This window comes from Candidatus Flexicrinis affinis, assembly GCA_016716525.1.
GTDB classification, from domain to species: Bacteria; Chloroflexota; Anaerolineae; order Aggregatilineales; family Phototrophicaceae; genus Flexicrinis; species Flexicrinis affinis.
Genome location: JADJWE010000010.1, coordinates 43,725 through 67,577, shown reverse-complemented (window position 1 = coordinate 67,577; position 23,853 = coordinate 43,725). Strand labels below are relative to the sequence as shown.

At 64.3% G+C, this 23,853-nt stretch carries 23 protein-coding genes; 6 read left to right on the top strand and 17 right to left on the bottom strand.

The genetic code is table 11. The features are described 5' to 3' along the window. Positions 1 to 80 precede the first annotated feature (80 nt). From IPM16_22505 to IPM16_22495, 3 genes are read right to left on the bottom strand one after another with little or no spacing between them, the layout of a single operon-like run. The gene (locus IPM16_22505; protein MBK9125878.1) at positions 81 to 458 is read right to left on the bottom strand and encodes a VOC family protein; all 378 of its coding nucleotides are present in this window, start codon (positions 456 to 458) and stop codon (positions 81 to 83) included. 2 nt (positions 459 to 460) lie between these two features. Beyond that, positions 461 to 1,198, bottom strand: a complete 738-nt coding sequence (locus tag IPM16_22500; GenBank protein MBK9125877.1) for a bifunctional 4-hydroxy-2-oxoglutarate aldolase/2-dehydro-3-deoxy-phosphogluconate aldolase — start codon at positions 1,196 to 1,198, stop codon at positions 461 to 463. Positions 1,199 to 1,239: 41 nt separating this feature from the next. Continuing rightward, the gene (locus IPM16_22495; GenBank protein MBK9125876.1) at positions 1,240 to 3,108 is read right to left on the bottom strand and encodes an alpha/beta fold hydrolase; all 1,869 of its coding nucleotides are present in this window, start codon (positions 3,106 to 3,108) and stop codon (positions 1,240 to 1,242) included. A gap of 420 nt (positions 3,109 to 3,528) precedes the next feature. Between IPM16_22495 and IPM16_22490 the strand changes: the two genes are divergently transcribed. Both IPM16_22490 and IPM16_22485 read left to right on the top strand, forming a co-directional pair. After that, positions 3,529 to 4,317, top strand: coding sequence for a TIR domain-containing protein (locus IPM16_22490; protein MBK9125875.1), 789 nt, complete (start codon positions 3,529 to 3,531; stop codon positions 4,315 to 4,317). Then, a complete protein-coding gene (locus tag IPM16_22485) occupies positions 4,290 to 4,775 on the top strand; it encodes a formylglycine-generating enzyme family protein (GenBank protein MBK9125874.1) in 486 nt (161 codons plus the stop codon). The genes IPM16_22490 and IPM16_22485 overlap by 28 nt, the downstream gene beginning before the upstream one ends. A 38-nt stretch (positions 4,776 to 4,813) precedes the next feature. On the opposite strand, the gene IPM16_22480 is transcribed toward IPM16_22485, so the two are convergent. The 7 genes from IPM16_22480 to IPM16_22450 all read right to left on the bottom strand — a co-directional run bounded on the left by IPM16_22480 (position 4,814) and on the right by IPM16_22450 (position 12,193). Beyond that, a complete protein-coding gene (locus IPM16_22480; protein ID MBK9125873.1) occupies positions 4,814 to 6,202 on the bottom strand; it encodes a reductive dehalogenase in 1,389 nt (462 codons plus the stop codon). Then, positions 6,180 to 6,512 carry a hypothetical protein gene (locus tag IPM16_22475; GenBank protein ID MBK9125872.1) on the bottom strand — a complete coding sequence of 111 codons (333 nt, stop codon included), beginning with the start codon at positions 6,510 to 6,512 and terminating at the stop codon, positions 6,180 to 6,182. The genes IPM16_22480 and IPM16_22475 overlap by 23 nt, the downstream gene beginning before the upstream one ends. Further along, a complete protein-coding gene (locus tag IPM16_22470; GenBank protein ID MBK9125871.1) occupies positions 6,509 to 7,180 on the bottom strand; it encodes a response regulator transcription factor in 672 nt (223 codons plus the stop codon). The genes IPM16_22475 and IPM16_22470 overlap by 4 nt, the downstream gene beginning before the upstream one ends. After that, a complete protein-coding gene (locus IPM16_22465) occupies positions 7,170 to 8,840 on the bottom strand; it encodes a HAMP domain-containing protein (GenBank protein MBK9125870.1) in 1,671 nt (556 codons plus the stop codon). Before IPM16_22465 ends, IPM16_22470 begins: the two co-directional genes overlap by 11 nt. Positions 8,841 to 8,988: 148 nt before the next feature. After that, a complete protein-coding gene (locus tag IPM16_22460; protein ID MBK9125869.1) occupies positions 8,989 to 9,825 on the bottom strand; it encodes a GNAT family N-acetyltransferase in 837 nt (278 codons plus the stop codon). Positions 9,826 to 10,109: 284 nt separating this feature from the next. Next, positions 10,110 to 11,618, bottom strand: coding sequence for an NAD(P)/FAD-dependent oxidoreductase (locus tag IPM16_22455; protein MBK9125868.1), 1,509 nt, complete (start codon positions 11,616 to 11,618; stop codon positions 10,110 to 10,112). Positions 11,619 to 11,725: 107 nt separating this feature from the next. Then, complete coding sequence (locus IPM16_22450; GenBank protein MBK9125867.1) at positions 11,726 to 12,193, bottom strand: isoprenylcysteine carboxylmethyltransferase family protein; 468 nt, start codon at positions 12,191 to 12,193, stop codon at positions 11,726 to 11,728. A gap of 94 nt (positions 12,194 to 12,287) precedes the next feature. Here IPM16_22450 and IPM16_22445 point away from each other — a divergent pair, with 94 nt between their 5' ends. Together IPM16_22445 and IPM16_22440 are read left to right on the top strand one after the other, a co-directional pair. Continuing rightward, positions 12,288 to 12,599 carry a nucleotidyltransferase family protein gene (locus IPM16_22445; GenBank protein MBK9125866.1) on the top strand — a complete coding sequence of 104 codons (312 nt, stop codon included), beginning with the start codon at positions 12,288 to 12,290 and terminating at the stop codon, positions 12,597 to 12,599. Beyond that, positions 12,596 to 12,946 carry a DUF86 domain-containing protein gene (locus IPM16_22440; GenBank protein MBK9125865.1) on the top strand — a complete coding sequence of 117 codons (351 nt, stop codon included), beginning with the start codon at positions 12,596 to 12,598 and terminating at the stop codon, positions 12,944 to 12,946. The genes IPM16_22445 and IPM16_22440 overlap by 4 nt, the downstream gene beginning before the upstream one ends. An 81-nt stretch (positions 12,947 to 13,027) precedes the next feature. On the opposite strand, the gene IPM16_22435 is transcribed toward IPM16_22440, so the two are convergent. From IPM16_22435 to IPM16_22415, 5 genes are all read right to left on the bottom strand, one after another. Beyond that, positions 13,028 to 14,212 (bottom strand): amidohydrolase, encoded by a 1,185-nt coding sequence (locus tag IPM16_22435; protein MBK9125864.1) that lies wholly within the window; start codon positions 14,210 to 14,212, stop codon positions 13,028 to 13,030. Positions 14,213 to 14,368: 156 nt separating this feature from the next. Beyond that, positions 14,369 to 15,325 carry a transglutaminase family protein gene (locus IPM16_22430; GenBank protein ID MBK9125863.1) on the bottom strand — a complete coding sequence of 319 codons (957 nt, stop codon included), beginning with the start codon at positions 15,323 to 15,325 and terminating at the stop codon, positions 14,369 to 14,371. A gap of 8 nt (positions 15,326 to 15,333) precedes the next feature. After that, entirely contained in the window at positions 15,334 to 16,278 is a 945-nt protein-coding gene (locus IPM16_22425; protein ID MBK9125862.1) for an alpha-E domain-containing protein, read from the bottom strand. A gap of 10 nt (positions 16,279 to 16,288) precedes the next feature. Next, positions 16,289 to 17,737: a circularly permuted type 2 ATP-grasp protein gene (locus IPM16_22420; GenBank protein ID MBK9125861.1), complete on the bottom strand. Its 1,449-nt coding sequence runs from the start codon at positions 17,735 to 17,737 to the stop codon at positions 16,289 to 16,291. 428 nt (positions 17,738 to 18,165) lie between these two features. Then, complete coding sequence (locus tag IPM16_22415; protein MBK9125860.1) at positions 18,166 to 18,417, bottom strand: hypothetical protein; 252 nt, start codon at positions 18,415 to 18,417, stop codon at positions 18,166 to 18,168. A gap of 165 nt (positions 18,418 to 18,582) precedes the next feature. Here IPM16_22415 and IPM16_22410 point away from each other — a divergent pair, with 165 nt between their 5' ends. Together IPM16_22410 and IPM16_22405 are read left to right on the top strand one after the other, a co-directional pair. After that, positions 18,583 to 20,898: a tetratricopeptide repeat protein gene (locus IPM16_22410; protein MBK9125859.1), complete on the top strand. Its 2,316-nt coding sequence runs from the start codon at positions 18,583 to 18,585 to the stop codon at positions 20,896 to 20,898. A 203-nt stretch (positions 20,899 to 21,101) separates the two neighbouring features. Next, positions 21,102 to 22,043: an NAD(P)-dependent alcohol dehydrogenase gene (locus IPM16_22405; protein ID MBK9125858.1), complete on the top strand. Its 942-nt coding sequence runs from the start codon at positions 21,102 to 21,104 to the stop codon at positions 22,041 to 22,043. 168 nt (positions 22,044 to 22,211) lie between these two features. Here IPM16_22405 and IPM16_22400 read toward each other — a convergent pair whose 3' ends face one another. Beyond that, positions 22,212 to 22,793, bottom strand: a complete 582-nt coding sequence (locus IPM16_22400; GenBank protein ID MBK9125857.1) for a hypothetical protein — start codon at positions 22,791 to 22,793, stop codon at positions 22,212 to 22,214. Positions 22,794 to 22,996: 203 nt separating this feature from the next. Beyond that, positions 22,997 to 23,749, bottom strand: coding sequence for an SDR family oxidoreductase (locus tag IPM16_22395; protein ID MBK9125856.1), 753 nt, complete (start codon positions 23,747 to 23,749; stop codon positions 22,997 to 22,999). Positions 23,750 to 23,853 lie beyond the last annotated feature (104 nt).

Below are 23,853 nucleotides of genomic sequence, written 5' to 3'. Positions count from 1 at the left end.
GGGCATGCCGAATTCGCGGAAGGGGAGTCCAGAGGGCGAAAGCCTTCTGGCGGGGTTTGGGGCAGCGCCCCAAGATTCTGCTACGGCGAGTCGACGCCGCCGGGCTGCCACAGTTGGATCGGGTTGCCCTCCGGGTCGTTCAGTTGGGCGAAGCGCCCGTTGGGATACTCGTTTTCATCGACGGTGACGGTGTTCCCGTTCGCACGTAGTTGAGCGACCATCGCGTCGAGGTCGCGCACGCGGAAGTTGAACATGAACGGCGCGGTCGAGCCGACAAAGTCGGTGTTGTCACGTTCGAACGGCTCGAAGATGGTGGTGCCGGCGGTCTGCCGCCACGGCTGTTGGTCGTAATCGCGCGGCGGGTAGTCGATGCCGAGATTGTCGTGGTACCAGCGCATGAGGTCGGCCGGTTTGTCTGCGCGGAAGAAGAATCCGCCGAATCCGAGTACTTTCTCCATAATCAGTTCCCCGTTGGCTTGACGGTCGGGACAGTGCTTGTCGAACTGGCGTTGTTGAGCAGACCGGTTGGCCGGCGCACGCTGCGGATGTGGGCTAGCGCCTGCGCGGCCGCGTTGGTGATCGAGTCGAAGTCGCCACGTTCGACCCACATCTTGGGCGTGAGCGCACTGCCCATGCCGACCAATGCCGCGCCGGCGCGGAACCACGCTGTCAGGCTGTCGCGGTCGACGCCGATGCCGCCGGACGGCATCATCTTCGACCACGGGCGCGGCGCCAGCACCGCCTGAATGAAGTCCGGCCCGCCCACGGCGTTGCCGGGGAAGACCTTGACGATCTCCGCGCCGTATTCCTCGGCCAGCGCGATCTCGGTGACGCTGCCGCAGCCGGGGATATAGGCGACCTTGCGCCGGTTGCACAGGCGCGCGGTCTCGATGCTGACCGACGGACCGTCAACGAAGTTGGCCCCGCGCGAGAGGTACAGTGCGGCCATCTCCGGGTCTTCGACCGCGCCGACGCCGATGATCATCTCGGGGCACGTTTCGGCCGCTTTGCTCATCAACACGCTGAACACGTCCACCGCGCCGTCGAGCCGATGGGTGAACTCGAACGTGCGACATCCGGCGCGGTAGAGCGCCTCGACCACCTTGAGCGTGACGTCCGGCGAGGCATGGTAGAACAGCGGCAGCAAGCCATCGTTCAACATCGTTTGATACACATGAAGTCGTTCAAAGCGCGCCATCGATTCTCTCCCAGTTTTCCAGTGCGGCGGGGCCGCGCGGCTCATGCGTAAATGACGGTGCGTTCCAGAAATGCCAGTACGGCCTTCAAGTAATGATCGATGGTCTCCGGCTTGCGGAAGCCGTGACCTTCGCCAGCGTAGATATGATACTCGACCGGCACGCCGCGCGCGCGCAGGATGTCGACCATCTTGTCGGACTGATTCTGCGGCACGACGGTGTCGTCCGCGCCCTGAAACACGATCAGCGCGTCGTGGATCTTGTCGGCGTGGAACAGGGGCGAGCGGTCGCGGTAGCGCGCCGCCGACTCCGGCAGCGGGCCGAGCAGGAAGTCGGAATAGCGCGCCTCGAACTTGTGCGTATCCTTGACCAGCGCGAATTGATCGCTGACGCCGTACAGGTTGACGCCGGCCTTGAACGTGCCCGGATAATCGACCAACGCCTGCAAGACGGCGTATCCGCCCGCGCTGCCGCCGAGAATGATCGCCTTGTCCGCGTCGGCGCGGCCCTGCTGTGCCACGAACGCCAACCCGTCGAGCGCGTCGGTCAGGTCGATGTCGCCCCACCGGTGGCGCAGCATGTTCATGTACTCGCGGCCGTAGCCGACCCCGCCGCGGAAGTTGAGCGCCAGCACGGCGAACCCGCGCGTGGCGAAGAACTGCGTCTGTGCCTCGAAACGCGGCTGAACGGCCGAGGTCGGCCCGCCGTGCATCAGCACGATCACCGGCGGCAGGCCGGGCGACTCGTAGCGCAGGTTCGTCGGCGGGTAGAACAGCGCGTGGCTCTCCTCGCCGTCGCGGGTTGGGAACGTGAGGTGGTCCGGCACGCTAAGCGCCCCCGGTGCGAACACGGTGTGCATGGTGCGCTCGTGGATGCGCAGATCGCCGCCCTCGAGGTCGCACGAGATGACGACGTTCGGGTGCTCCGGCCCGCTGGCGATGGCCGCAACCCGCCCGCTCGCGCCCACGCCGATCTGCTCGAAGTAGACGTACGGCGAGTTCTCCAGCAGGCGCGTTTCGCCGCCGCCGTCGAGTTCGATGCGCCACAGGCTGTGCCGGACGTCGACGCTGCGCCGCGCGATGATCGCCCGGCTGTCCGGCGTGAAGGCGAAATAGCGCAGGCCGCTGACCCACTGCGGGCCGCCGTATTCGGCCTCGCCGCCGGTGACGCGCCGGGTCGCGCCAGTTGCGAGGTCGTGCACGTAGATGTGCCACCATCCGGTCTCGTCGCTGATGTACGCCAACAGGCGGCCATCGGGCGAGAACGTGGGCTGAATAGCGGAGATCTCCGGTCCGCCGGCGATGGTGCGCACGTCGTCCATCTCGAGCCGATCGTTGAGCGTGAGCAGGTGGATTTCACACCCGTCCCACGGCATGTTGGGCTGATCCCACGTCATGAGCGCAATGCGCTGCCCGTCCGGGTGCCAGACCGGGTTCATCACGAAGTCGCCGGGGGCGTACAGCTTGCGCGGGAACTGCTGCGCGGCCAGATCGGCCAGCACGAGCGCGTCGCCGTTCTCGTAGGTGAAGCCGTAAGCGACCGTCTCGCCATCCGGGGAGAGGGCGAGGCCGCCGGGGCCGCCGAAGCCGGGCGTGACCGTGCGCACCGCGCCGCCGTCCACGGTGGTGCGATACAGCCGCCCGCCCGTGCCGGCGAATACGACCGTGCCGTTCGCGTGCGTCGCCAGCGCGCCGCCGCCGTAGGCGATCTTGCCGGACGCCATCTTGCCACCGCCGATCTCGAGCGGGGCGTCGGCGCCGCGTTGGGCGTACAGGCTGTGCTGCGCGCCGTTCTGGATGTGCCACACGAGCGTGTCGCCGGCCCACATCACGTCGTTGAGGCGCGCGGCATTGGCGACCAGCGCGGTGGTGACCGGGCTTTGCCATGTGCCGTAGGATGCGCGGAGTTTCATGATCGATCGTGCCTTCCGGTGCGCCGGACGAGTCCGTCTATTCTATCGCGTCTGGGGGTTGCGGGCATGGTGGGGGGTAACATGGCCCCGGACAATGTACGCGTTGTCCCAGAGTCGCGCATATCGTCGCGGTCGTAACAGGTCGCATATCGTCGCGGTGTGGTTAGGGACAGGATACATCCTGTCCGCGTGCGATGAACTCCGGACGCCCCGGCGGACGCGATGTATCGCGTCCCTACAACACGCGCGGAGATTGCGCAAACGGGCCGAACCCCCGCCCCCCCAACACCCCCTCTGTGTCCTCCGCATCCTCTGTCGTTCAATCCCTGCTCTTCCACCTTCGCGCCCGCGCAAGTAGCGCGTAATGCGACTCTACACTACCATCGGAGTATCCGAACCCCGACCTTCCGGTGCCCGATCGTGGATCAGAAAACGGTCTTCATCTCTTACCGCCGCTCCGCCAGCAAACATCTGGCACGGTCGATCTATCAAGACCTCAAGATGAACGGCTGGGACGCGTTCCTCGACGTCAACACCATCGACAGCGGCGATTTCGACCGCATCATCCTCAACCAGATCGGCGCGCGGGCGCACTTCGTACTGCTGGTGTCGGCCGGCGCCATGGAGCGCTGCACTAACCCCGACGACTGGCTCCGGCGCGAGATCGCCGAGGCGGTGCGGCTCGGGCGCAATATCGTGCCGATCCTCGACGAAGGCGCCGACCTCGAGCGCGAGCTGCGCTATCTGCCGGACGACCTGCGCGAGATCATCCGCCGCAAGAACGGCCCGCCGTTCTCGCATTACTACTTCGAAGCGACGATGGAAGCGCTGCGCACACGCTTCCTCAAAACCGACGCCGACATCGAGATCACGGCCGTCCCCAGCGAAGACGAGGACGAGGTTCGCCGCCGCCTGGACGATGTCGACCGCGAGACGCGCGAGACCAGCATCATGGTGCTGCCGGCGCCGTTTCTGTGGGTGCCGGTCCCCGGCGACTCCGGCAAGGCGTGGACGGGCGAGCCGTTCGCGATCGCCAAGTATCCGGTCACCAATGCGCAGTACCAGTTGTTCGTGGAAGCCGGCGGATACAACAGGATGACTGGTGGACGAACGCCGGATGGCAGGCGCGCGCCGCCGAAAAGTGGAGCGGTCCGCGCTTCTGGCATGAACCGGAGTGGTCGGTGCCCGATCAGCCGGTGGTGGGCGTGAGCTGGTACGAGGCAGTCGCGTTCTGTCTCTGGCTGAGCAGCACGACCGGCGAGTCGATCATGCTGCCGACCGACCCGCAGTGGCAGTACGCCGCGCAGGGCGACGACGGCCGTGCTTATCCGTGGGGCGATGCGTGGGACTGCGGCAGGTGCCGGAATTCGGTCGCGCCGTGCGAGTCCGACGCCGCGTCGATCGTCACCGCGTACGAAGGCAAGGGCGACAGCCCGTTCGGGGTGGTCGATATGGCCGGCAACGTATGGGAGTGGACCGTCACCGACTACGACTCCAACAGCGGCGATCCTCACGCCGAGGCCAAAACGCGCATCCTGCGGGGCGGCTCATGGGACGACGGCAAGCCGGAGATTTTCCGCTGCGATCACCGCAACCGCTTCGGCCCGAACCTGCGCAGTTACTTCAACGGATTCCGCGTCTGCCGATCCGGCGGGCCAGCGGGGTAGTCCGCCACGTCGCTGTGTGGGGTGACCACCGCACGTCCTCAGTCCTTGTGCGTGTCGATCCCGAACTCCGGCAGATCGATATCCCACCAGCTTGCCGGGTCTTTCTGAATCCCGTAGCCGAAGGCGTCGTCGAGGTTGCGGGTGAGGTTGTCGAGCTCGGGATACGCGGCGATCTGCATCCGCACGAGATCGTGCATGAAGCTGCGGTTGGCCTTGGAGAAGGGGCAGACGGAGAAGCAGATCCCGCAGTTGGTGCCGAGTTCCTCGAGCCAGTAGCGCTTGCAGCGCAGCGAATCCTCGAACCACGCCTGATGGCCACGGCTGTTCCACTCGCCGGCAGGCTCCCACGTCGGGTCGGTCTCGAAGCTGAGCGCGCTGGGCGGACAGGCTTCTGCGCACTTCTTGCACACGCGGCAGAAGCGTGCGATCCCGGCGTCGATGGGGGTATCCGGCACGAGCGGCAGGTCGGTGACCAGCTTGAACAGCCGCACCATCGGCCCGAACTCCGGCGTGATGACCCGGTTCAGGCGGGACAGCTCGCCCAAGCCGGCCAGTACGGCAAACGCCGGTGCAATGCCGAGACCGTTTAGCCGAGCCTCGCCCAAGCCCTGATAACCCAACCCGCGCAGGAATTCCTGCGTGTTATTCTGGATCGTCAGGCCGCGCTGATACGCTTCGGCCGTGGACATTTGGGCGATCTTTGTCGGCGCGCGGCGCAGCGCGATCTCCGACATCTGCACGGCGTACACGACGGCCCAGCGCGCGCTGTAAGGAATGACACGCTTCTCGTCGTCCTCATACGCCTGTTCGACGTTCTCGAACTCGATCCGCTTGCCGTCGTTGTCGACCCCGTAGATCAGCTTGCGGGTGCGGTCGTTGAGCTCCACGACGCCGACGAGGGCCGCCCCCATCTGCTGCATGGCGACCTTGAGGATACGGGTATTCTCCTCCGGCGTGCCGTGCCAGCGCTCGACCCCCATATCTTCCGGGCGCGGCGAGCTGCGCGGGCCCAGAAAACTACGCGGCGTCAGATCGCGCGCATTCCGAAACGCGTTGGAGAGCGCGATGTCCTTATGCGTATACCCCGGCTCGTCAGCGATCATCCGGGCCAACGCATTGGCGTCCGACAACGCTTCGAGCCGCCCGTTCTCATCGGCGCTGGCGTAGCGGCCCAGCCCGTCGGTAGCAAGATTATTCGACGCCGCGTTGAAGGGCTGAATGGCGTCCCAATCGATGCTGGTCGTCGGCTCGCTCACCTGACGTACCCACCACGGACGGCGCGTCACGCCCCCCGACATCGTCGTCCCGAGCGTTTTGCCCGCTGCGGTGAGTCCGGACACTCCGGCGACGCCGATCGCCGCGCCAGTCATGCCGATGTTCTTGAGGAAGCTGCGACGGCTTAATCTAGAGTTGCTGCCGGCTGTCATCGTCCTGCTCCTTCACGTCCCGGTCGGTCGTCGTCGCGGCTGAAGGCCGGTAGTTTTCGTCACGGTAGCGGTTGCGCGCGTCCGCCCCGCGCATCACCTGCACGACGATCCCGCCGGACAGCAAGCCGAGAAACAGCGCTCCTACGACGACCGCGGCCTGCGATTCAAGTTCGCCAATGCTGGCAACGGTGTACTCGAAAAGGATCGCCAGCAGAACAACCCAAATCGCCAGCCCCATCCACTCGGCGAGGCTGCGCCGGCGCACGCGGACAACGTGGTGGTTCGCTTGCGGGGGATGCGGCACGCTCATTTCGACTCCAGCATCCCGTTCTTGAGCGCGTATTGAACCAGCTCGGCGCGGCTCTCTAGCTGCAGTTTGTCCATCAGGCGCTGCCGGTAAGTGTCGACCGACTTCGGGCTGATGAACAGCAGCTCGCCGATCTCCCTGCTGCTGTAACCCAGTGCCGTCATCACCATGACTTCGCGCTCGCGTTCGCTCAAGAGGTCGAGGCCGGACGGCGGAGCCGCCCCGGCGTCGTCGCGATCCAATTCGCGGTAGTCGTGCATGAGCACTTGCGTGGCTTCCGGCGTCAGGTAATTTTGGCCGGATGCCACGGCGCGGATCGCCTTGATCAGTTCGGTGTCGGCGCTGCTTTTGAGCACATAGCCGGCCACGCCAGCCTTGACGACATGCCGGATGTACTGCGATTCCGCGTGCATCGTCAACACCAGTACGCGCGTCTTAGGGTGTTTGCGGATGACCTGCTCGATGATGTCGATGCCCTTGACGTTGGGCATCATCAGGTCGAGCACGAGAATATCCGGCGTCTGCTGATCGACGATTGCGAGGGCCTCGGCCCCGTCGCCTGCCTCGCCGACGACGGTAATGTCCGGCTCGGCGTTAAGCAGGACGCGCAGCCCCGCCCGCAGCACGGCATGATCGTCTGCCAAGACAATGCGTATCGTCTTATCCGACATGGCGACTCTCCACCAACTCTCCTTCAGGAACGTCCAGTTCCACGTCGATTCGCGTGCCGCGACCACGCCCGGACTGGAGGTGGAAGCGCCCGCCCAGCAGCTCGATGCGCTCCTGCATGCCCAACAGGCCCAACCCGCGCTCTTTGCCGGACATCACGGTATCCGCGTCGAACCCGCGCCCGTCGTCCTTCACCGACGCGCGAACCGTGCTGCCCTCGCGCGCGATCATCACGTCGACGTGCTTGGCTTCGGCATGGCGCAGTACGTTCGTCAATGATTCCTGAATCACGCGATATAACACGATCTCCATATCGCGGGGCAGACGAACGTCGTCCATGTGATGCGTCTGGAAGTCAACCGCGATGCTGGACTTTCCGGCATAGTCGTAGATGTAACCCTCCAGCGCAGAGACCAGCCCGAGGTCGTCGAGCGCCGCCGGCCGCAGCGCCGCTGCCAGCCGCCGGACTTCTTGCAACGTCTGTTGGGTCAACTGCCGGATGCGGCTCACGCGCGCATGGATGTCCGTGACATCGCCGCTTTGCTCGAGGATCTTGAGCTGTACGAGCAGCGACGTGAGCGCCTGACCGGTCTCGTCGTGCAGCTCGCGGCTGATGCGCTGGCGCTCTTCCTCCTGCGCTGACACGACTTTGTTGAGCAGTTGAAGGCGCAGGCGTTCCTTACGCCGCAGTTCTTCCCACAGTTGATAATTCTGAACCGTCACGCCGATCTGGTTGCAGATACCGCTGACGAGCTGCCGGTGCAGCTGCGACGCGCGGTACGGATCGTCGTGGAGCAGGACCAGCATGCCGAGGCGGCCGGCTTGCGCGTGGATCGGGGCCAGCAGCAGCGTTTGCTTGCCCAGCTTGCGGCTCTGTTCGGCAAGCTCCGGTGCGCGGTGGGTCTGCTGCTCGACGGCCACGACGACGAGGCCGCCCCAGTCGAGCGACCGGTCGTCATGCTCGAACTCGTAGGTCGGCAGGCACTCGCGCGCCGCGTCGACAAACTCGTCGGGCAAGCCTTGGCTCGCGCACAGCGAGAGATCTTCCCCCGCAAACAGCACGATCAGCCCAGCCGACGCGCCAACGTTGGTCATGGCCTGACGGAGACCGGCGGACGCGACGTCGTCGATGGCAAACGACTTGCTTGCCATGTCGGCCAGCTGATAGAGGACGGCGAGTTCTTGATTGCGGTGTACGAGTTCGGTGTTGGAGCGCTCAAGCTCGCGGTAGGACGCGTCGAGGCTCGCAATCATATCGTTGAAGGCGCGGCCCAATTCGCCGATTTCGTCGGAGGCCCACACCGGCGCGCGAATAGACAGATCGCCGTCTTTGACCTTGCGGGCGACGAACGTCATGTCGAGCAGCGGGCGCGTGAGAAACCACGTCAGGAACGAACCGATCCCGAGGCCCAGCAGCGCCGCGGCGAACGTAATCAGGGCGACCGACCGCATGCCGACGCCCATCGCCTGCGCGACCCGCTCCTCGCTGAGGAGGTAGGACAACCATCCGCCCAGTTGATTGGACACCCACCATGCGATGGTGAGACCCAGAATCAACAACGGGGCGACGATGATCCCCATGATTTTCTGACGAAGCGGAACCCGCCCGGCCCACGACCAGAACGCGCCCCATACGGTGAACTGTCTCAACGCCGTGCCCACGCTTTTCCCTTGCCTCTACTGTATCTGTCCTGCGCGGCATGGGTGTAGTGACGTTTGTCCCGGTTTCGGCGTTGCGATCATGACATCCGCATGGCGTAGACGGCGTACCGTGACATGAGCACAGGCCGGCAGATGTGGCCCGAAGGGCTTAGTCCCCGGGCTGATACTCGTAGGTCGGGCGCTCGTAGACGAGCTCAAAGCCGGTGCGCAGCATATTGTGATACGACGGGTTGGGGGCGTCTGGTGTCTCCACATCGGTTTCTGTTGTGAACCAGCGACAGCCGAGATCGATACCGTCACGAATACGCTGGGCCATGATGGCACCCTGCGCGCCGCGCCGCCGGTACTCCGGCAGGGTGGCGCCGCTGTAGAGACCGCCTACGTCTCCCGACACGTACAGAAGGCCCGAACCGGCAGGCGTATCGCCGTCATACGCGATATAGCCGTGGAAATTGGCCTGATCAAACAAGCGTTCCGCCATGATCTCGTACCAGTCCGGCATTCCGAACGCGTGCCGATTGACCTGTGCAAACACCGCCGCGTTGTGCGGACCGACGCGCTCAATCCGGAGGTCGGTTGCTATGGTGGGAGGATCTTCCCGACCGCGCAGCACCTTGGCGTGGCTTGACGTGTGCTTGAATCCGCGAGCTGTCAGCCAGTCCGCCACGCCGGATGGCTGCGCGAGCGGGCTGAGCGAGATCGACCGCGGCACGTCGTATTGGCTGTAAATGGCGATGAGTTCATCCACCAACGACTCCGTGGCGGGCTCGTGAATCCCGAGGCCAAGTACACGGTTGAAGAAGGCGACCGGGAACGTGCCGATGACTGTCGCAGATGCCCCTCCCACCTCGTAAAGATGCATGTCGAGCTGCTCACGAAGCTGTGCAGGGGTGCCGTTCCAGCTTGACCTCCACATCGCCTGCTCGGCTGTTTCCACGATGATGGCGCGTTCTCGCGGGCTTAGTTCGACGGTTGAGTTGCTCATGGCGAATGACCCCCTCCTGTCGCAGCTCGAAGACGAAGCGGTAACCGAAGCCAAGGCGCAGCGGCGGCCACATGGTTGCAGTATAAGCCTGAAAGGCGCTCCACGGTGCGTTTCAGCGCGCCGGATCGTCTGTGAGCAGCCTGAGACGCTAATCGATTTGCTCGACCGGCAGCGCGGTGCCGACCGTTTCGGTGTGGATCATGGTTATGTCAGCGCGTGTCGATCGTCCGCGTTTCATGGGCTTGAGGATCGCGGCGCGAGGGCGTGTCGCGCGCCGAGCCAGATTATCGGCCTTTCAAGATGAGTTCGGCGGCGTTCTTGCCGGACTTCGCCACGTTGTAGACGCCCGACGGCCCGACCCAGTGCCCGGCAAGATAGAGGCCCTCCACGAACGGTACTCGCTGTGTCCAGCGCTCCTTGCTCGTGTAGCTCCACCCGACCGACGCGCCTTGATCGTTGCGCGTGTAGGCATGCATCGTCAGCGGGGTGGCGATGTCCATCTCGACGATGTGATCGCGCAGACCCGGCCAGTATTTCTCTGCGCGGGCGATCAGTTCCGCCGCAATCTTCTCCTTCATCGCACGATACGACTCGGTGCGGGCGTGGCCGTCACCGGAGGCCCACTGCTCGCGGAAGTCGAACGAGGCCAGCGCGACCAGTTGTACGCCGTAGTGCGATAGATCGGCTGTTTCGTCCCGGAATTCCGGGAACTGGATCGAGACGAGCGATCGGGCGGGGTCGTCCGGGGTCAGCGCCTGCGCGATGTCCGCCGTATCGGTGTAAAAGGCGTCCATGTGCTCGAAGCCGAAGTCCGCCGGCTTCGCGTCGACCACCAGCGAAACGATGACAAACGTGCTGGAGATCGGCGTCGTTTCGAGTTTGACTTGATACTCTGCCGGGACGAGGTTGCGATCCATGAGGTTGAAGAACGTCTGCCGGATGTCCGCGGCGGACACTACACAGTCCGCCTTCACCACCTCGCCGCTTTGCAGCACGACGCCGCGCACGCGCCGATCTTCGACGAGGATTTGCGTGACGGTTTCGCCGCATCGCAGTTGGGCGCCGTTGTGGTGTGCCGCTTCAGCGAACGCCTGTGCCGCCGCGATCGCACCGCCGCGCGGCTGATACGCTTTGCCCCGCAGCGCGAAGCCTATGTACAGGAGAATCCCGATCGCGTTGAAGTCTTTGATCGGCGCGAGCATGTACATCGCCGCGCGCAGGCCCGCCAGCGCGTCCCCGGGGAACAGCGACGTCAAGAGTTCTTCGGCCGGCATGCTGCCGTACTTCATGACGCGCCTGAGCTTGAGGGGAACCTGCACCAACATCCCGATCTTGCCCAGCGGAGACATCAGCTCGGGGCTGGCGAAGTGCGCGCCCGCAATCTCGGCTTCGACCTTGAGCGACAGATCGATCAGCGTATCGATCGAGTCTCGGCTAGCGCTTGGATACGCGTGCATGATCGAGCGCACGAAGCGCTCGCGGTCGTTGCCGAGCCAGATGCCGTGCTTGGAATCGGGGCCGAAGTACTGCCCGATGAACGGATGGTGCACAAAGTCGATGCCCGGCGCGTTGAGGTCCGCGAGCATCTTGTTGACGTCCGCCGGGGCGACCGTCCAGTGGGCGGTGATGTCGAAGATGATGCCGCGGCGCACGAACGACGTGTAGTATCCGCCGGGCTTGTCGTGCTGCTCGAACAGCACGACGCGCTTGCCGGCTTCGGCCAAGTGGGCTGCCGCCGAAAGCCCGGCAATTCCCCCGCCGATGACCACCACGTCAACCTGAGTCTCAGCCACGATGCAATCCTCACAGGATTAAAGCGCTGCGCAAGCCTTCGGATTCATTGTGGCACGGGGTTGTCCGCGCACGACGTGATATTTAGCACTCTTACGGGCGCGAAGGATCACGAGATGGGCGTGTGCCGTCCCAACCAGCGCGGGACGCGGCGCTTGTAGTCCTCCCACGCCGGGCCGAACGTCCGCGCCAGCACCGGCTCCTCGTACTGCACGAGGCGCAGATGAAATGCGACAGCAATCAGCGCCGCGTACCCCGCCACGACCAGCGACCCGAACGCGATCGCCCAGCCCGTGACGATCAGCACGCCGGAGCCATACATCGGGTTGCGTGTGTAGCGGTACAGCCCGGCGATCACAAGCGCGGTCGGCGGCATCCACGGCGCGGGCGTGCCCTTGCCGCGCACGTAGAAGTCGCGGGCGCACCACAGCGCCCCGGCGGTGCCCACGACGACCGGAATCAGGCCGAAGGGTTGGACGATCTGCGCGGGGCCGGTGGCGGCAGCGAGCACGACCGGCACGGCAAACATGAACACGCCCGGCAGCATTAGAAACGCGGCGATCGCCCGCGCGAACATATCGGCCTCCCGGTCAGCGAGGGGTAGGCCGATTGTAGCGCGGGTGACGGCACGAACACTGCTATAATCGAGACAAACACGCGGAGTCATCACGTTGACTGATCCTGCCAAGACCGTTCCCTCCCTTGACGACCTGCGCGCTCGACGCGACGAAATCCTTGAGCTAGCACGGCGTCACCGCGCGTACAACGTGCGCGTCTTCGGCAGCGTGGCGCGCGGCGACGCGACCCCCGAAAGCGACATCGACGTGCTGGTCGCGTTCCGGCCCGGCGCGAGTCTGTTCGATTTGTCAGCCTTGTGGCAGGACTTGCAGGATCTGCTCGACCGCGAGGTGAACGTCGTTAGCGAGGGCGGTATGAACGAGCGTTTTCGCCAGCGTATCGCAGATGACGTCGTTCCACTGTGAAGAAGTCTACGCGCGACTACCTACTGGATATGGCCGGCTCTGTAAATGACATACGAGCCTTTACTGCGGGTATGGACAGTGTTGCTTTCGGCAGAGATCGCAAGACACAGCTTGCCGTGATTCGCGCGTTTGAAGTCATCGGCGAAGTCGCAAAGCGGTTGCCCGATGCGCTGTTGGATCAGCAGGCTTCGGTGGACTGGCGCGCAGTGAAGGGTTTCCGTGATGTGCTGATTCATCAGTATGACGCGGTGGATACCGTCATTGTTTGGGATGCAGTTGAGCGAATCTCGGATGTGCAGCACGCCGTCGAGGCCTTGCTGGCGAGCCTACCGCCCGAAGATGAGTAAACGGGATTGCTGCCACCACACAAACGCGGGGAGGCTAAACACCTCCCCGCGTCGTATGTCTTCTAACCTGAACCGCCTCTGTTACGCCTCGCCGTTCTCCAGCAGCTTGAGCGCCGCGCTCGCCAGCACGGTGACGCCCACCGGCAGCATGTCCTCGGCGATGTTGAACACCGGGCTGTGGTGCGGCCGGTCCTTGTCGTCGTACTTGGCGCCGAGGTTGAACATCGCGCCCGGGGCAGCCTGCAGCATGTAGCTGAAGTCCTCCGCGCCCATGCCGACCTCGTGGTCGATCAGGCCGTCGTCGCCGTAACCCGTCTTGGTCACATCGCGAATCACGTCCGACACTTCGGCGGCGTTGTACATGGCCGGGTAGCCGCGCTCAAACTTGAGCCGGTAATCGCCGCCCAGCGCACGCGCCACCTCCATCGCCGACTCCAGCCCACTCCACAGCTCGTCGCGCGTCTCGTCGTCAAAGCTGCGGATCGTGCCGGTGATCTGCACCTCGTTGGGGATCACGTTGTTGGCCGCGCCGGCATGCACCGAACCGATCGAGATCACCGCGCCGCGGGTCGGGTTCACACGGCGGGCGCGCACGCCCTGAATGGCGTTGACGACCTGTGCGAACAGGTAGATCGGGTCGACGCCGGTGTGCGGATACGCCCCGTGGCATCCCTTGCCGATGATGGTCGCCTCGAACGAGTCGACCGCCGCCGACGCCCATCCGTCGTTGACCGCCACCTTGCGCGACTCCATGGCGCTGTCGACGTGCAAGGCGATCACCTTGTCGACGCCGTTCATGATGCCTTCCTCGACCATGCGCATCGCGCCGCTCTTGCCCTCGACATCCTGATTCTCCTCGCTGGGCTGGAAGAAGAAGCGGATTTCGCCGGCGGGGCGGTCGGGCATCTCGCTCAAGATCTTGGCCGCGCCGAGCAGCATGGCGGTATGCGCGTCGTGCCCGCAGGCGTGCATCACACCCGGGTTCTGCGACTTGTACGGCACATCGTTGGCCTCGTCGATGGGCAGCGCGTCCATGTCGGCGCGGATGCCGACCACCGGCGATCCTTCGCCCAAGCGCGCCACCACGCCGGTCTTGCCCACGCCGGTCTCGACCTCGAGGCCCATGTCGCGCAGCGTATTGGCGACGAACTGCGCCGTCTTGTATTCCTGAAAGCTGAGTTCTGGATACATGTGGATGTGCCGGCGCCAATTGACCAGCGTGTCCTGCATTGACTCGGCCTGCTGCTGAATCGTCTTCACGTCCATCGTTCGTTCCCCTCAGGTCTATGCGGGGCGGATCTTGCGCCCAAAGTGCGATGAGTATAGCAGGTGGGCGCTGTCAGGAGTCAGTTGTCAGGGGAAAGCCCGCACATTATCACAGGTACGGCCCGGCGGAGCGCACCTGCGGAATGTCCTTGCGGGTCACTGCTGCTGTTGTTGCGCCTGCTGGTGGAGCAGTGTGCTCTGCATCTCGTATTGCGGCAGCGCGATCTCCGGCGCAAGCTCGCGCTCGTCCACCGGCAGCTCGTCCATCAGCGCGACCTTCACGCGGACGTCCAGCTCGGTCTCGGCGGTGCCACGGAACACCCCGCGCGCCGGCGAGGCGTGGAAATAGTCGCGGGCCACGCACACGCGCACGTGCCGTTCCCCGACGATCAGGTTGTTGGTCGGGTCGAAGCCCACCCACCCCAACGACGGGAGCCAAACCTCGACCCACGCGTGCGACGCATCGGCCTGCGACCGGTCGTGATCTTCGCGGCGGTGGAAAAGGTAGCCGCTGACATAGCGCGACGGGATACCCGCCTCGCGCAGCAGCGTCAACATGATGTGCGAGTAATCTTGGCATACGCCGCGCCGCGCCTCAAGCGCGTCGTCGATCGGCGAGTCGACCTGTGTGACGTTCTGATCGTACGCGATGGCTTTGTACAGGGCAGTGCTCAGCGTGCGGACGGTCGTCAGCGGGTCGGGGCCGCGCCGGAACCCGATCTCTTGGGCGAACCCGGCCAGCAGCGGTGTCGGGTGCGTGAACGGCCCCGGCAGCAGCAGGTCGTAGAATGCCGGCTCGAGCGTTATCGCGTCGATCTCGTCCCATGCCGACTCGGGCAGGCTGTCCGGCAGCGCGGGCAGCGGCTTAACCTCGACCACTGCCTCCGATTTGACGGCGAGGCGGTCATGCGGGGCTGGCAGGTCAAACGTGTGCACGACGTTGCCGAACTCGTCACGATAGTGGAACAGCTTGGCGCGCGGGCGCACGTCGAGCGTGAAGCGCAAGCTGCGCTGCGGGCCTTCGCTGCGGGGCTGCTTGCGGACCTCCATCACACTGTCGGTGACCGGTTCGCTGTAAGTGTAGAGAGTCAGGTGCGTGATAGCGTAGATCATGCGCGCGTCTACAGGGCCGTGTCGATCGAATAGGTGATGAACGTGTCGAACAGCAGGTTGTGAATCTCCGCGATCTGCTCGGTGACGGCGTCGAGGTAGTCGTGCAGATCGCCGATGTCGCCCAACTCATCGTAACTCAACATCGACTGCAAGCGCCCGGCAAGGCGGTAAAGGCGGGTCCCTTTGTTGCGCCCGGTCAGGTCGGCGATGGTCGTCAGCGATGCCTGTATCTTGTCGACGCCGAACCGCAGCGAGCGCGGAAACTCGCGGTTGAACAGCAGAAACTCGGTGATCCAACCGGTTTGCAGGTTGGCGTTGTACACCTTACAGTACGCCTCGAACGCGCTGACCGACTTGAGCACCGACACCAGCTCGAAGTAGCGCGTGGTGGCGAAGTCGATGTGCGTCGTCAGCACGTGATCGTCAAAGTGGACGGACATCAGCCGCAGCAGGTTGATGACACGCTCGATCGACCGGCCAAGCTGGATGAAGTGCCAGCCCTGATTGTGGTTCATGGTTGCGTCGGTGATGCCTTGAAACAGGTGCGACCCTTCCTTGACCTTGTTGTAGAAGCTGTGCGGCGCGTCCTGCCAGATGCCGTCAACTTTGGCGTAGCGCACGTCCAGATACAGCGTGTTGATCTGCGTCCACATCTCGCTGCTGATCTGTTCGCGCACCTGCCGCGCGTTCTCGCGGGCATGGGTGATGTTGGCGATGATCGACGGGCCGAGGGTCGCGTCGAAGGTGAGCTGCTGCAGCAGCTTGTCGACATCGGGCTCGTCAGCGGGTTCGATCGAGAACGCCTGCTGCAAGCGGCGGACGCGCTCGCGCTCGTAGGCGTCCGGCACGTCGAGGCTGATGTTCATGTAGACGTCGATCAGACGGGCCGTGTTTTCGGCGCGTTCGAGGTAGCGGCTCATCCAGTACAGGCTGTCGGCCACCCGCGACAGCATCGCGCTCGCGTCACTCATCGAGCACCCACGTATCTTTGCTGCCGCCGCCCTGCGACGAATTGACGACCAGCGACCCCCGGCGCAGGGCGACGCGCGTGAGGCCGCCGGGGACGATCGTGACGTTCTTTCCGAACAGCACGAACGGGCGCAGGTCGATGTGCCGCGGCTCGATGTTGCCCTCGATGAAGCACGGCGCGGTCGACAGCGCCAGCGTTGGCTGAGCGACGTAGTTGCGCGGGTTGGCGTTGATCGCCGTGACGAACTGTTGTTGTTCGGCGGTTGTGCTGTGTGGGCCGATCAACATGCCGTATCCGCCGGCTTCACCCACCGCCTTGACGACCATTTTGTCGATGTGGCCGATCACGTGCTGGCGCTGGGCCGGGTCGTCTAGGATGAACGTCTCGATGTTGGGCAGCAGCGGCTCCTCGCCGAGGTAGTACTTGATGATCTGGGGGACGTAGGCGTAAACCGCCTTGTCGTCGGCGATGCCGGTGCCGACCGCATTGGCGAGCGCCACCGATCCGGCGCGGTAGGCGTTGAACAGCCCGTTGACACCCAGCCCCGAGTCGGCGCGGAAGGTCAGCGGGTCGAGGAAATCGTCATCGATGCGGCGGTAGATCACGTCGACGCGCTGCAAGCCGCTGGTCGTGCGCATATAGACAACGTTATCGTGCACGAGCAGGTCGCGCCCCTCGACCAACTGAATGCCCATCTGGCGGGCGAGGAAGGTGTGCTCGTAGTAGGCGGAGTTGAACACGCCGGGGCTGAGCAGCACGATGTTCGGCGACTCGACTTGCGGCACCAGCGACTGCAGCGTCGTGAGCAGGGCTTGGCCGTAGTGATCGACCGGGCGCACGCCGTAGTTGCGGAACACACGCGGGAACACGTTCTTGGCGACCTGACGATTGGCCAGCATGTAGCTGACGCCGCTCGGCACGCGCAGGTTATCCTCCAGCACGGCGAATTCGCCGCCGGGAAGCCTGACGAGGTCGGTGCCACAGATATTGACGTAGGCCCCGTGCGGTACGGCCACGCCGCGCATTTCGCGCCGGTAATGCTTGCTGCTGGCGATCAGCGGATACGGCACGACCTTGTCCTTGAAGATCTTGCCATCGTGGTAGATGTCGTGCAGGAACAGGTTGAGCGCGGTCAGGCGCTGGGTGAGGCCGGCCTCGATGTGCGCCCATTCCTTGCCGCTGAGGATGCGCGGAAGCAGATCGAACGGGAAGGTGCGCTCGGTCCCCTGCGTGTCGCCGTAGACCGTGAACGTGATGCCCTGATTGAGGAAGGTCAGGTCGGCGGCGCGCTGACGGAAGGCCAACTCCTCCGCCGACAGTTCGGAGAGCTTTTCGACCAGCGCGCGATACGGCGCACGCGGCGATCCATCGGACTCGAATGTCTCGTCGTAGGCGTCCGCGTGGAGCGGGTAATGGTCCAGCAGGAAGGAGAGCGTCGACATAACCGGTCAGGGGCGCCGCGCGGCGCCAGAGGTCTAACTCGTCTCGTCTATTCTGGCAGATGGTTGAATATGCCGCCTGAGCAATTCCCACGAACTCTGCGGCGCGTTGACTGTCGAGTTTACCGTGTGGTCGGGTGCGGTGCGAGTCGGGCGGGATGCCCAGCCCGTGACGTTCGTGACCGGCGGCGTATGACCGGTGTCACCGTGTTGGGGCTCGAGGCGTGGAACATCACCGTCGGCCAATGGCCGTGGCAGCACAAGCAGCGGTTCGCCTAAGCGATGCGTTAGGGCGCCGCCCCAAACCCCGCCAAAAGGCGTGCGCCCCTTGTGGAGTTGAGGTTTCGCCACTCGAAAATGAAACGCCGTGGGGGATGTGACCTCCACGGCGTTTCGTCGATGTCTTCCGGTTACCCGGTTATGGAACCGCATCACGCAGCCCTGTTCAGCAGGTCGGCCTGCGGCGAGCGAATGCGCTCAACCTCGCGGGTCTGCGTGATCGGCGCGGCGCGCTGGGCCGGTGTCCGGCTGAACAGCGCGGCGACGGCCGAGGCCACGCGCTGCATTGGGCCATAGCGGTCACGGCGCGTCAGTCTCGCCAAGCGGTAGGCGTCGGCCTTCTTGCGCAGCTCACGACCGTGGTTATCGATCGTCTCGTACTGCATCCACGGATTGTTGTACATGATGTGTATTCCTCTGTTCCCTCGTACATTCATACAATACGCCCGGTGGGGGGTGGCCGTCATCACCCGGGGTGGGTGGAAAAAACCCGCCCTTTGCGGGGGTATGGCGATATACACATTCGCCGCGTCTGCATTACACTGATATCACGATAACCGGGGGTAATCGTGGAGCCGCTGGGCACCTTCAAACCACGCGAAATCGAGATCCTTCAGCTTATGGCGGACGGGCAGTCCAATCGCGAGATTGCCGATCGCCTGTTCATTGGCGTGGAGACGGTACGCTGGTACGCCAAGCAGATCTACAGCAAGCTGGACGTGCCGGGCCGCGACGAAGCCGCCGACAAGGCGCGCGAACTCGGTCTGCTTGCCCTCAAGACCGGCGAGTATCCGCAGGTTCAACCACGCCACATGCTGCCGGCGCAGCTCACGTCGTTCATCGGCAGAGAACGCGAGATCGAAGAGGTGGCGGCCCTGCTGCACGACAGCCGCCTGCTGACGTTGACCGGCCCGGGGGGCACGGGCAAAACGCGCCTCGGCATCCGCTTTGCCAGCCAGCACGCCGATCGGTTTCCTGACGGCACGTGCTTCGTCGACCTGGCAGCGATCACCGACCCGACCATGGTGGCGCCGGCGATCGCGCAGGCGCTCGGCGTTGCCGACTGCTGCGATCAGCCGATGATCGAAACCCTTCAACAGGCGATTAGCCTGCGCAAGATGCTGTTGATCCTCGACAACTTCGAACAGGTCATCGACGCGGCGGTGGTCGTCCGCGAGCTGTTGGCCGGTACCGAACATCCGCGAATCTTGGTGACGAGCCGCGAGGCACTGCGCGTATCCGGTGAACAGGTCTATCCCGTTCCGCCGCTCAGCCTCGCCGACAACGGGGGCGAGCCCGAATCCGTGGCGCTGTTCGTGCAGCGCGCGCAGGCCGTCAAACCGAACTTCCACCTCGACCCGTTCACGCGCGAAACCGTGGCGGACATCTGCCGTCAACTGGACGGGATGCCGCTGGCGATCGAACTGGCCGCGACGCTCTCGCGGTTCCTGACTCCCGAGGCGATCCTCGCCCGGCTTGCGCAGCGCCTCGACACGCTCAAGGGCGGGGCGCGCGACGCGCCGGCACGCCAGCAGACGCTGCGTAAGACTATCGACTGGAGTTACAACCTGCTCAGCCCTGCAGAGAAGGCGCTGTTTGCGCGACTGTCGGTGTTCCGCGGCGGGCGGTCGTTGGGCGCAATCGAGGCGGTATGCGGCGACGGGCTGGACAGCGATGTCCTCGACACGCTGGCGGCGCTGGTCGACAAGAACATGATCCGGCAGGCCGAAGACTTCAACGGCGAGCCGCGTTTCTTTATGCTTGAGACGATTCAGGCATACGCACGGGAACGATTGGACGACAGCGGAGACGCGGTCGACGTGCAACGCCGCCATGCTGCGTACGTCGCCGAGTTGGTCGAGCGCGCGCAGCCGTTTCTGCGCCAACGTGAAGGCGAGTACTGGTATCCACGGCTTTCGGTCGAACACGACAACATCCGTACGGCGCTGGCGTGGGCGCTCTCGGGGGGCGATGCCGGCATCGGCGCGCGCATTGTCGGCGCGCTCCGCGATTTCTGGTTTTACGAAGGGTTTCATGTCGAGGGGTTGCACTGGGCGCATCAGGCGCTTGAACACCTTGACGATGTCGACGCTAGCGTAGGCGCCACCGTGCTGATGACGGCGGGTTCGATGTCAGCAGGCCGGCAGGACTCGGCACAGGGGAGAGAGTTCTACGGACGAGCCGTGGAGCAAGCCCGCGAATCCGGCGATCGCCACATCGCGGCATGGGCGCTCATGTTCCACGCGATGAGCACGTACGATGCGGCGCCCGGCGATCGGAACGCATACCAGACAGCACTCACGTTGTGCAAAGAGAGCTTGTCGCTGGTTGAAGCGCTGGACGACCAACCCGGAATTGCACAGGCTCTGAATATTCTGGCCAACATATATCATGCGCACGGCGAGTACACGCTTGCGAAAGACACTTATGAGGCATGCCTTCGCATTGTCCTAAAGACGGGCGAACGCCGCCGGGAGACGATGTCGTACGCGAACCTCGCCGAAGTCGCCTACGACCTTGAGGAGTACGACCGCGCGCAGCGGCTCGCGTATGCCGCGCTGCAGCTCGCGTGGCAGGTCGGGTTTCGCTATATGACCGTGCTACAGCTCGGATATACGGTGCCGGCAGCCCTCGTCGGCATCGGCCGGCCACACAGCGCGGCTCGCGCGCTGGGCGCCAGCATCGCCAAACAGGAATCGTTGAACATCCGCCATCAACCGAATTACAGCATGCAGGTCGAACCGGTCGTGACGCGTGTGCGCAGCAGCTTGAGCGAGGCGGAGTTCCGCGCCGAATACGAGGCCGGCCGGGCGCTGTCGCTGGAAGACGCGGTCGCCTTCGCGCTGGATGAACTGAAACGCTTGGGGAAAGAACGCCTGGAATAGCTGCACGCGCTTTGCGCTGCGGCATGTCGCTTGAGGTGACAACTGAAGCACAGACAGCGTGACCAAAATCACGTCATTACGTCGTACTATAGAGACTAGGACGCACTTGTCGTCTGCCGTTACAGCGATCTGATGGAGTGTGTCCCTTACACTTGCTCTGGCCCATGGCGGGCGTGGAAAGCGATAGTTCGCGGAGGCAGCTCATGAGAGCAGTGGTGTACGAAAGCTACGGATCGCCCGATGTCCTTCGACTCGCGGAAGTCGCCACGCCAGCCCCGCGGCAGGACGAGGTCCGCGTAAAGATCGTCACCACGACTGTCACCATCGGCGACACCGTCATGCGCAGCTTGCGGATTCCCGGCCCGCGTTTGCAGCGCCTGTTCGCACGGGCCTACCTCGGCATACGCAAGCCGAAACGTCCTGTCCTCGGCATGGAGGTAGCCGGCGTCATCGACGCGGTAGGGCGCGATGTCACGCGGTTCAAAGTCAGTGACGCGGTGCTGGCGTCCACGTTCGGCGTCAACTTCGGGGGCTATGCCGAGTACAAGTGCTTCCCCCAAGACGGCATAATTCTTAAGAAACCGGCGAAGATCTCGTTTGAGCAGGCCGCCGCAATCCCGGGCGCGGGAATGACGGCGCTCCGCTGCCTGCGCAAAGGTAGCATCAAGCCGGGGCAGTCCGTACTGATCTACGGCGCGTCGGGCGCGGTCGGCACGTATGCCGTACAGATCGCCAAGCATTTCGGGGCCACGGTGACCGGCGTGTGCAGCACGGCTAATCTCGATCTCGTGCGTTCGCTCGGGGCGGAAACCGTCATCGACTACACCCAGCCGGGGTTCGCCCTGCCCGAACGCGCCTTCAATGTGGTGTTCGACGCCGTCGACAAATTGCAGCCAGCGCTTGCCAAGCGGGCCTTGAAGCACGGCGGCACGTATCTCAACGTCCTCACCGACTCCGACGGGCCTGAGCGTCTCGAAGAACTGGATGCCATCGTCGACTTGGTCGAGGCTGGCGCGGTTCGCCCTGTGATCGACCGCTGCTACCCGCTGGAGCAGATCGTCGAAGCGCACCGCTATGTCGATACCGGGCGCAAGAAGGGGAACGTCGTCATCACCGTCAGCCGCAGTTCGGAAGCCGAAAACTAGATTCGCGACTGCGACCCCGTCAGCATCGGGCGTGTGCCGGTGTCTTGGGGCGCTGCCCCAAACCGCGGCAGGAGTTTGCACTCCTGCACCTCCTTACTCGCGAAAAGATGGCGCGTGCGCCATCTTTTCTGGAGTCCAGAGAAAGCCCCTTTGGAAAAAGCAGCAACCCTAGAACAGCGACGTGTAATCGACCTTCTCGAACACGGTCAATTTACCGCCGACGGTGGCGTCGACAATGCGCCGTCCATTGGCCTGAAAGTACGCCCTGGCGAACCCGTAAGCGATCTCCGAGGTTTCGAGGTCGGGCAGGTTCCACTTCACACCCTTGCCCCAGTAGTTCGGATCGAAATGGTTGGCGTCGTCGGTCTCGGCGGTGATCTTCTCGTTGGCCGCGCCTTTGTCGACAAAGTTGTGATCCACGCCGATCAGGATAACCTCGCTGATGCCCATGTAGAACGCGAGCTGCATGGCGACGAAGGTCACGGTCGCGCCTTCCCACAGTGTGTGGGTCGGGCCGGTGGAGAAGTGCGGCCGGCGGCTCGGCGGGGCGAGCAGCACGGTATCCGGCGTGAACGGCACGTGATCGCGGCACGCCCACCCGAAGAACTTCGGCATGGGCTGGGCACCCATCTCCGCGCCGAACTGCTCGGTCACGGTCGGGTTGACACAGCTCAGGTACGTGGTGCTGAAACCGGCGCGCGGGAACAGCAGGTAGATGCGGTTGGCGCCGAACGTGATCTCGTCCTTCAGCAGCGACAAGTCCATCTGGTTGAGGCTCGGGCCGTTGCCGATGACGAACGCGCGCTTGCCGCGGTGGAGGTTGCGGAAGCGGCGCATACGATAGGCGCTATGCCAGCGGCGCGGGCTGAAGAACCACTCCGGGTTATTGGCGACCCGCCGCGCGAAGTTGACCGTGCCGATCGCGCCCGGGACTTGGCGGGCGAGCGTGCGCATTACTCGGTGCTCAGGCGCGCCGTCGCGCCGCCGTCGATCACCAGCGCCTGCCCGGTGACGAACGACGCGCGCTCGTTGTCGGCCAAGTACACGATGGCTTGCGCGATCTCGTCGGGCTGGCCGATACGGCCGATGACCGTCTTGGAGGCCAGCGTCTCGAGGCGCTGTTCAAGCGTGCCGCCACCGGCATGATCGCGGTTGAGGCCGGCGCGCAGCATGTGCGTATCGACCGCGCCGGGCAGCACGGCATTGACGCGGATATTGGCCGGGGCCAGCTCGATCGCCAGCGCGCGGGTCAGCGCCAGCATCGCGCCTTTGCTGGCTGCGTAAGCAGCGATATTGGCCGACGTCTGGACGGCGTGCACGCTGCTGACGTTGACGATCGACGCGCCGCCGGGAGCGCCGATCATCAGCGGGTGGGCGCGCCGGATCGCCAGATACACCGCGCGCAGGTTGTTGTTCATCACCCAGTCCCACTCGTCGGGCGTGGTATCCACAAGCGGTTTGGTGATCTGCACAGCGGCGTTGTTGACCAGCACGTTGAGGTACGCGACCTCGCGCGCGACCTGATCGAAGATACGTTCGTTGTCGGCCTCGTCGGCGATGTCGGCCTGAATGAAATGGTCGACATCCAACCCCGGGCGATGGTTGCGATCCACCCCGACGACAGTGAAACCGGCCTGCTGAAAGGCGTGTGCCGCGGCGCTGCCGATGCCGCCCGCCACGCCGGTGATGAGTACCGTACGGGTCACGGTGTAACTCCTCATGTGTGAATGCCGCGATTGTAGCAGAGGGCGCGACGGTCATTAAGGTGCGGGTCTCTGATGGCAGGACTACGGAGACCGCGCACCGTTCC

Bases quoted from the DNA above. Each gene is read 5' to 3' on its own strand.
- IPM16_22505 (MBK9125878.1), bottom strand. From the start codon at position 458: ATGGAGAAAGTACTCGGATTCGGCGGATTCTTCTTCCGCGCAGACAAA.
- IPM16_22500 (MBK9125877.1), bottom strand. From the start codon at position 1,198: ATGGCGCGCTTTGAACGACTTCATGTGTATCAAACGATGTTGAACGAT.
- IPM16_22495 (MBK9125876.1), bottom strand. From the start codon at position 3,108: ATGAAACTCCGCGCATCCTACGGCACATGGCAAAGCCCGGTCACCACC.
- IPM16_22480 (MBK9125873.1), bottom strand. From the start codon at position 6,202: ATGACAGCCGGCAGCAACTCTAGATTAAGCCGTCGCAGCTTCCTCAAG.
- IPM16_22475 (MBK9125872.1), bottom strand. From the start codon at position 6,512: ATGAGCGTGCCGCATCCCCCGCAAGCGAACCACCACGTTGTCCGCGTG.
- IPM16_22470 (MBK9125871.1), bottom strand. From the start codon at position 7,180: ATGTCGGATAAGACGATACGCATTGTCTTGGCAGACGATCATGCCGTG.
- IPM16_22460 (MBK9125869.1), bottom strand. From the start codon at position 9,825: ATGAGCAACTCAACCGTCGAACTAAGCCCGCGAGAACGCGCCATCATC.
- IPM16_22450 (MBK9125867.1), bottom strand. From the start codon at position 12,193: ATGTTCGCGCGGGCGATCGCCGCGTTTCTAATGCTGCCGGGCGTGTTC.
- IPM16_22435 (MBK9125864.1), bottom strand. From the start codon at position 14,212: ATGGACGTGAAGACGATTCAGCAGCAGGCCGAGTCAATGCAGGACACG.
- IPM16_22430 (MBK9125863.1), bottom strand. From the start codon at position 15,325: ATGATCTACGCTATCACGCACCTGACTCTCTACACTTACAGCGAACCG.
- IPM16_22425 (MBK9125862.1), bottom strand. From the start codon at position 16,278: ATGCTGTCGCGGGTGGCCGACAGCCTGTACTGGATGAGCCGCTACCTC.
- IPM16_22420 (MBK9125861.1), bottom strand. From the start codon at position 17,737: ATGTCGACGCTCTCCTTCCTGCTGGACCATTACCCGCTCCACGCGGAC.
- IPM16_22415 (MBK9125860.1), bottom strand. From the start codon at position 18,417: ATGTACAACAATCCGTGGATGCAGTACGAGACGATCGATAACCACGGT.
- IPM16_22405 (MBK9125858.1), top strand. From the start codon at position 21,102: ATGAGAGCAGTGGTGTACGAAAGCTACGGATCGCCCGATGTCCTTCGA.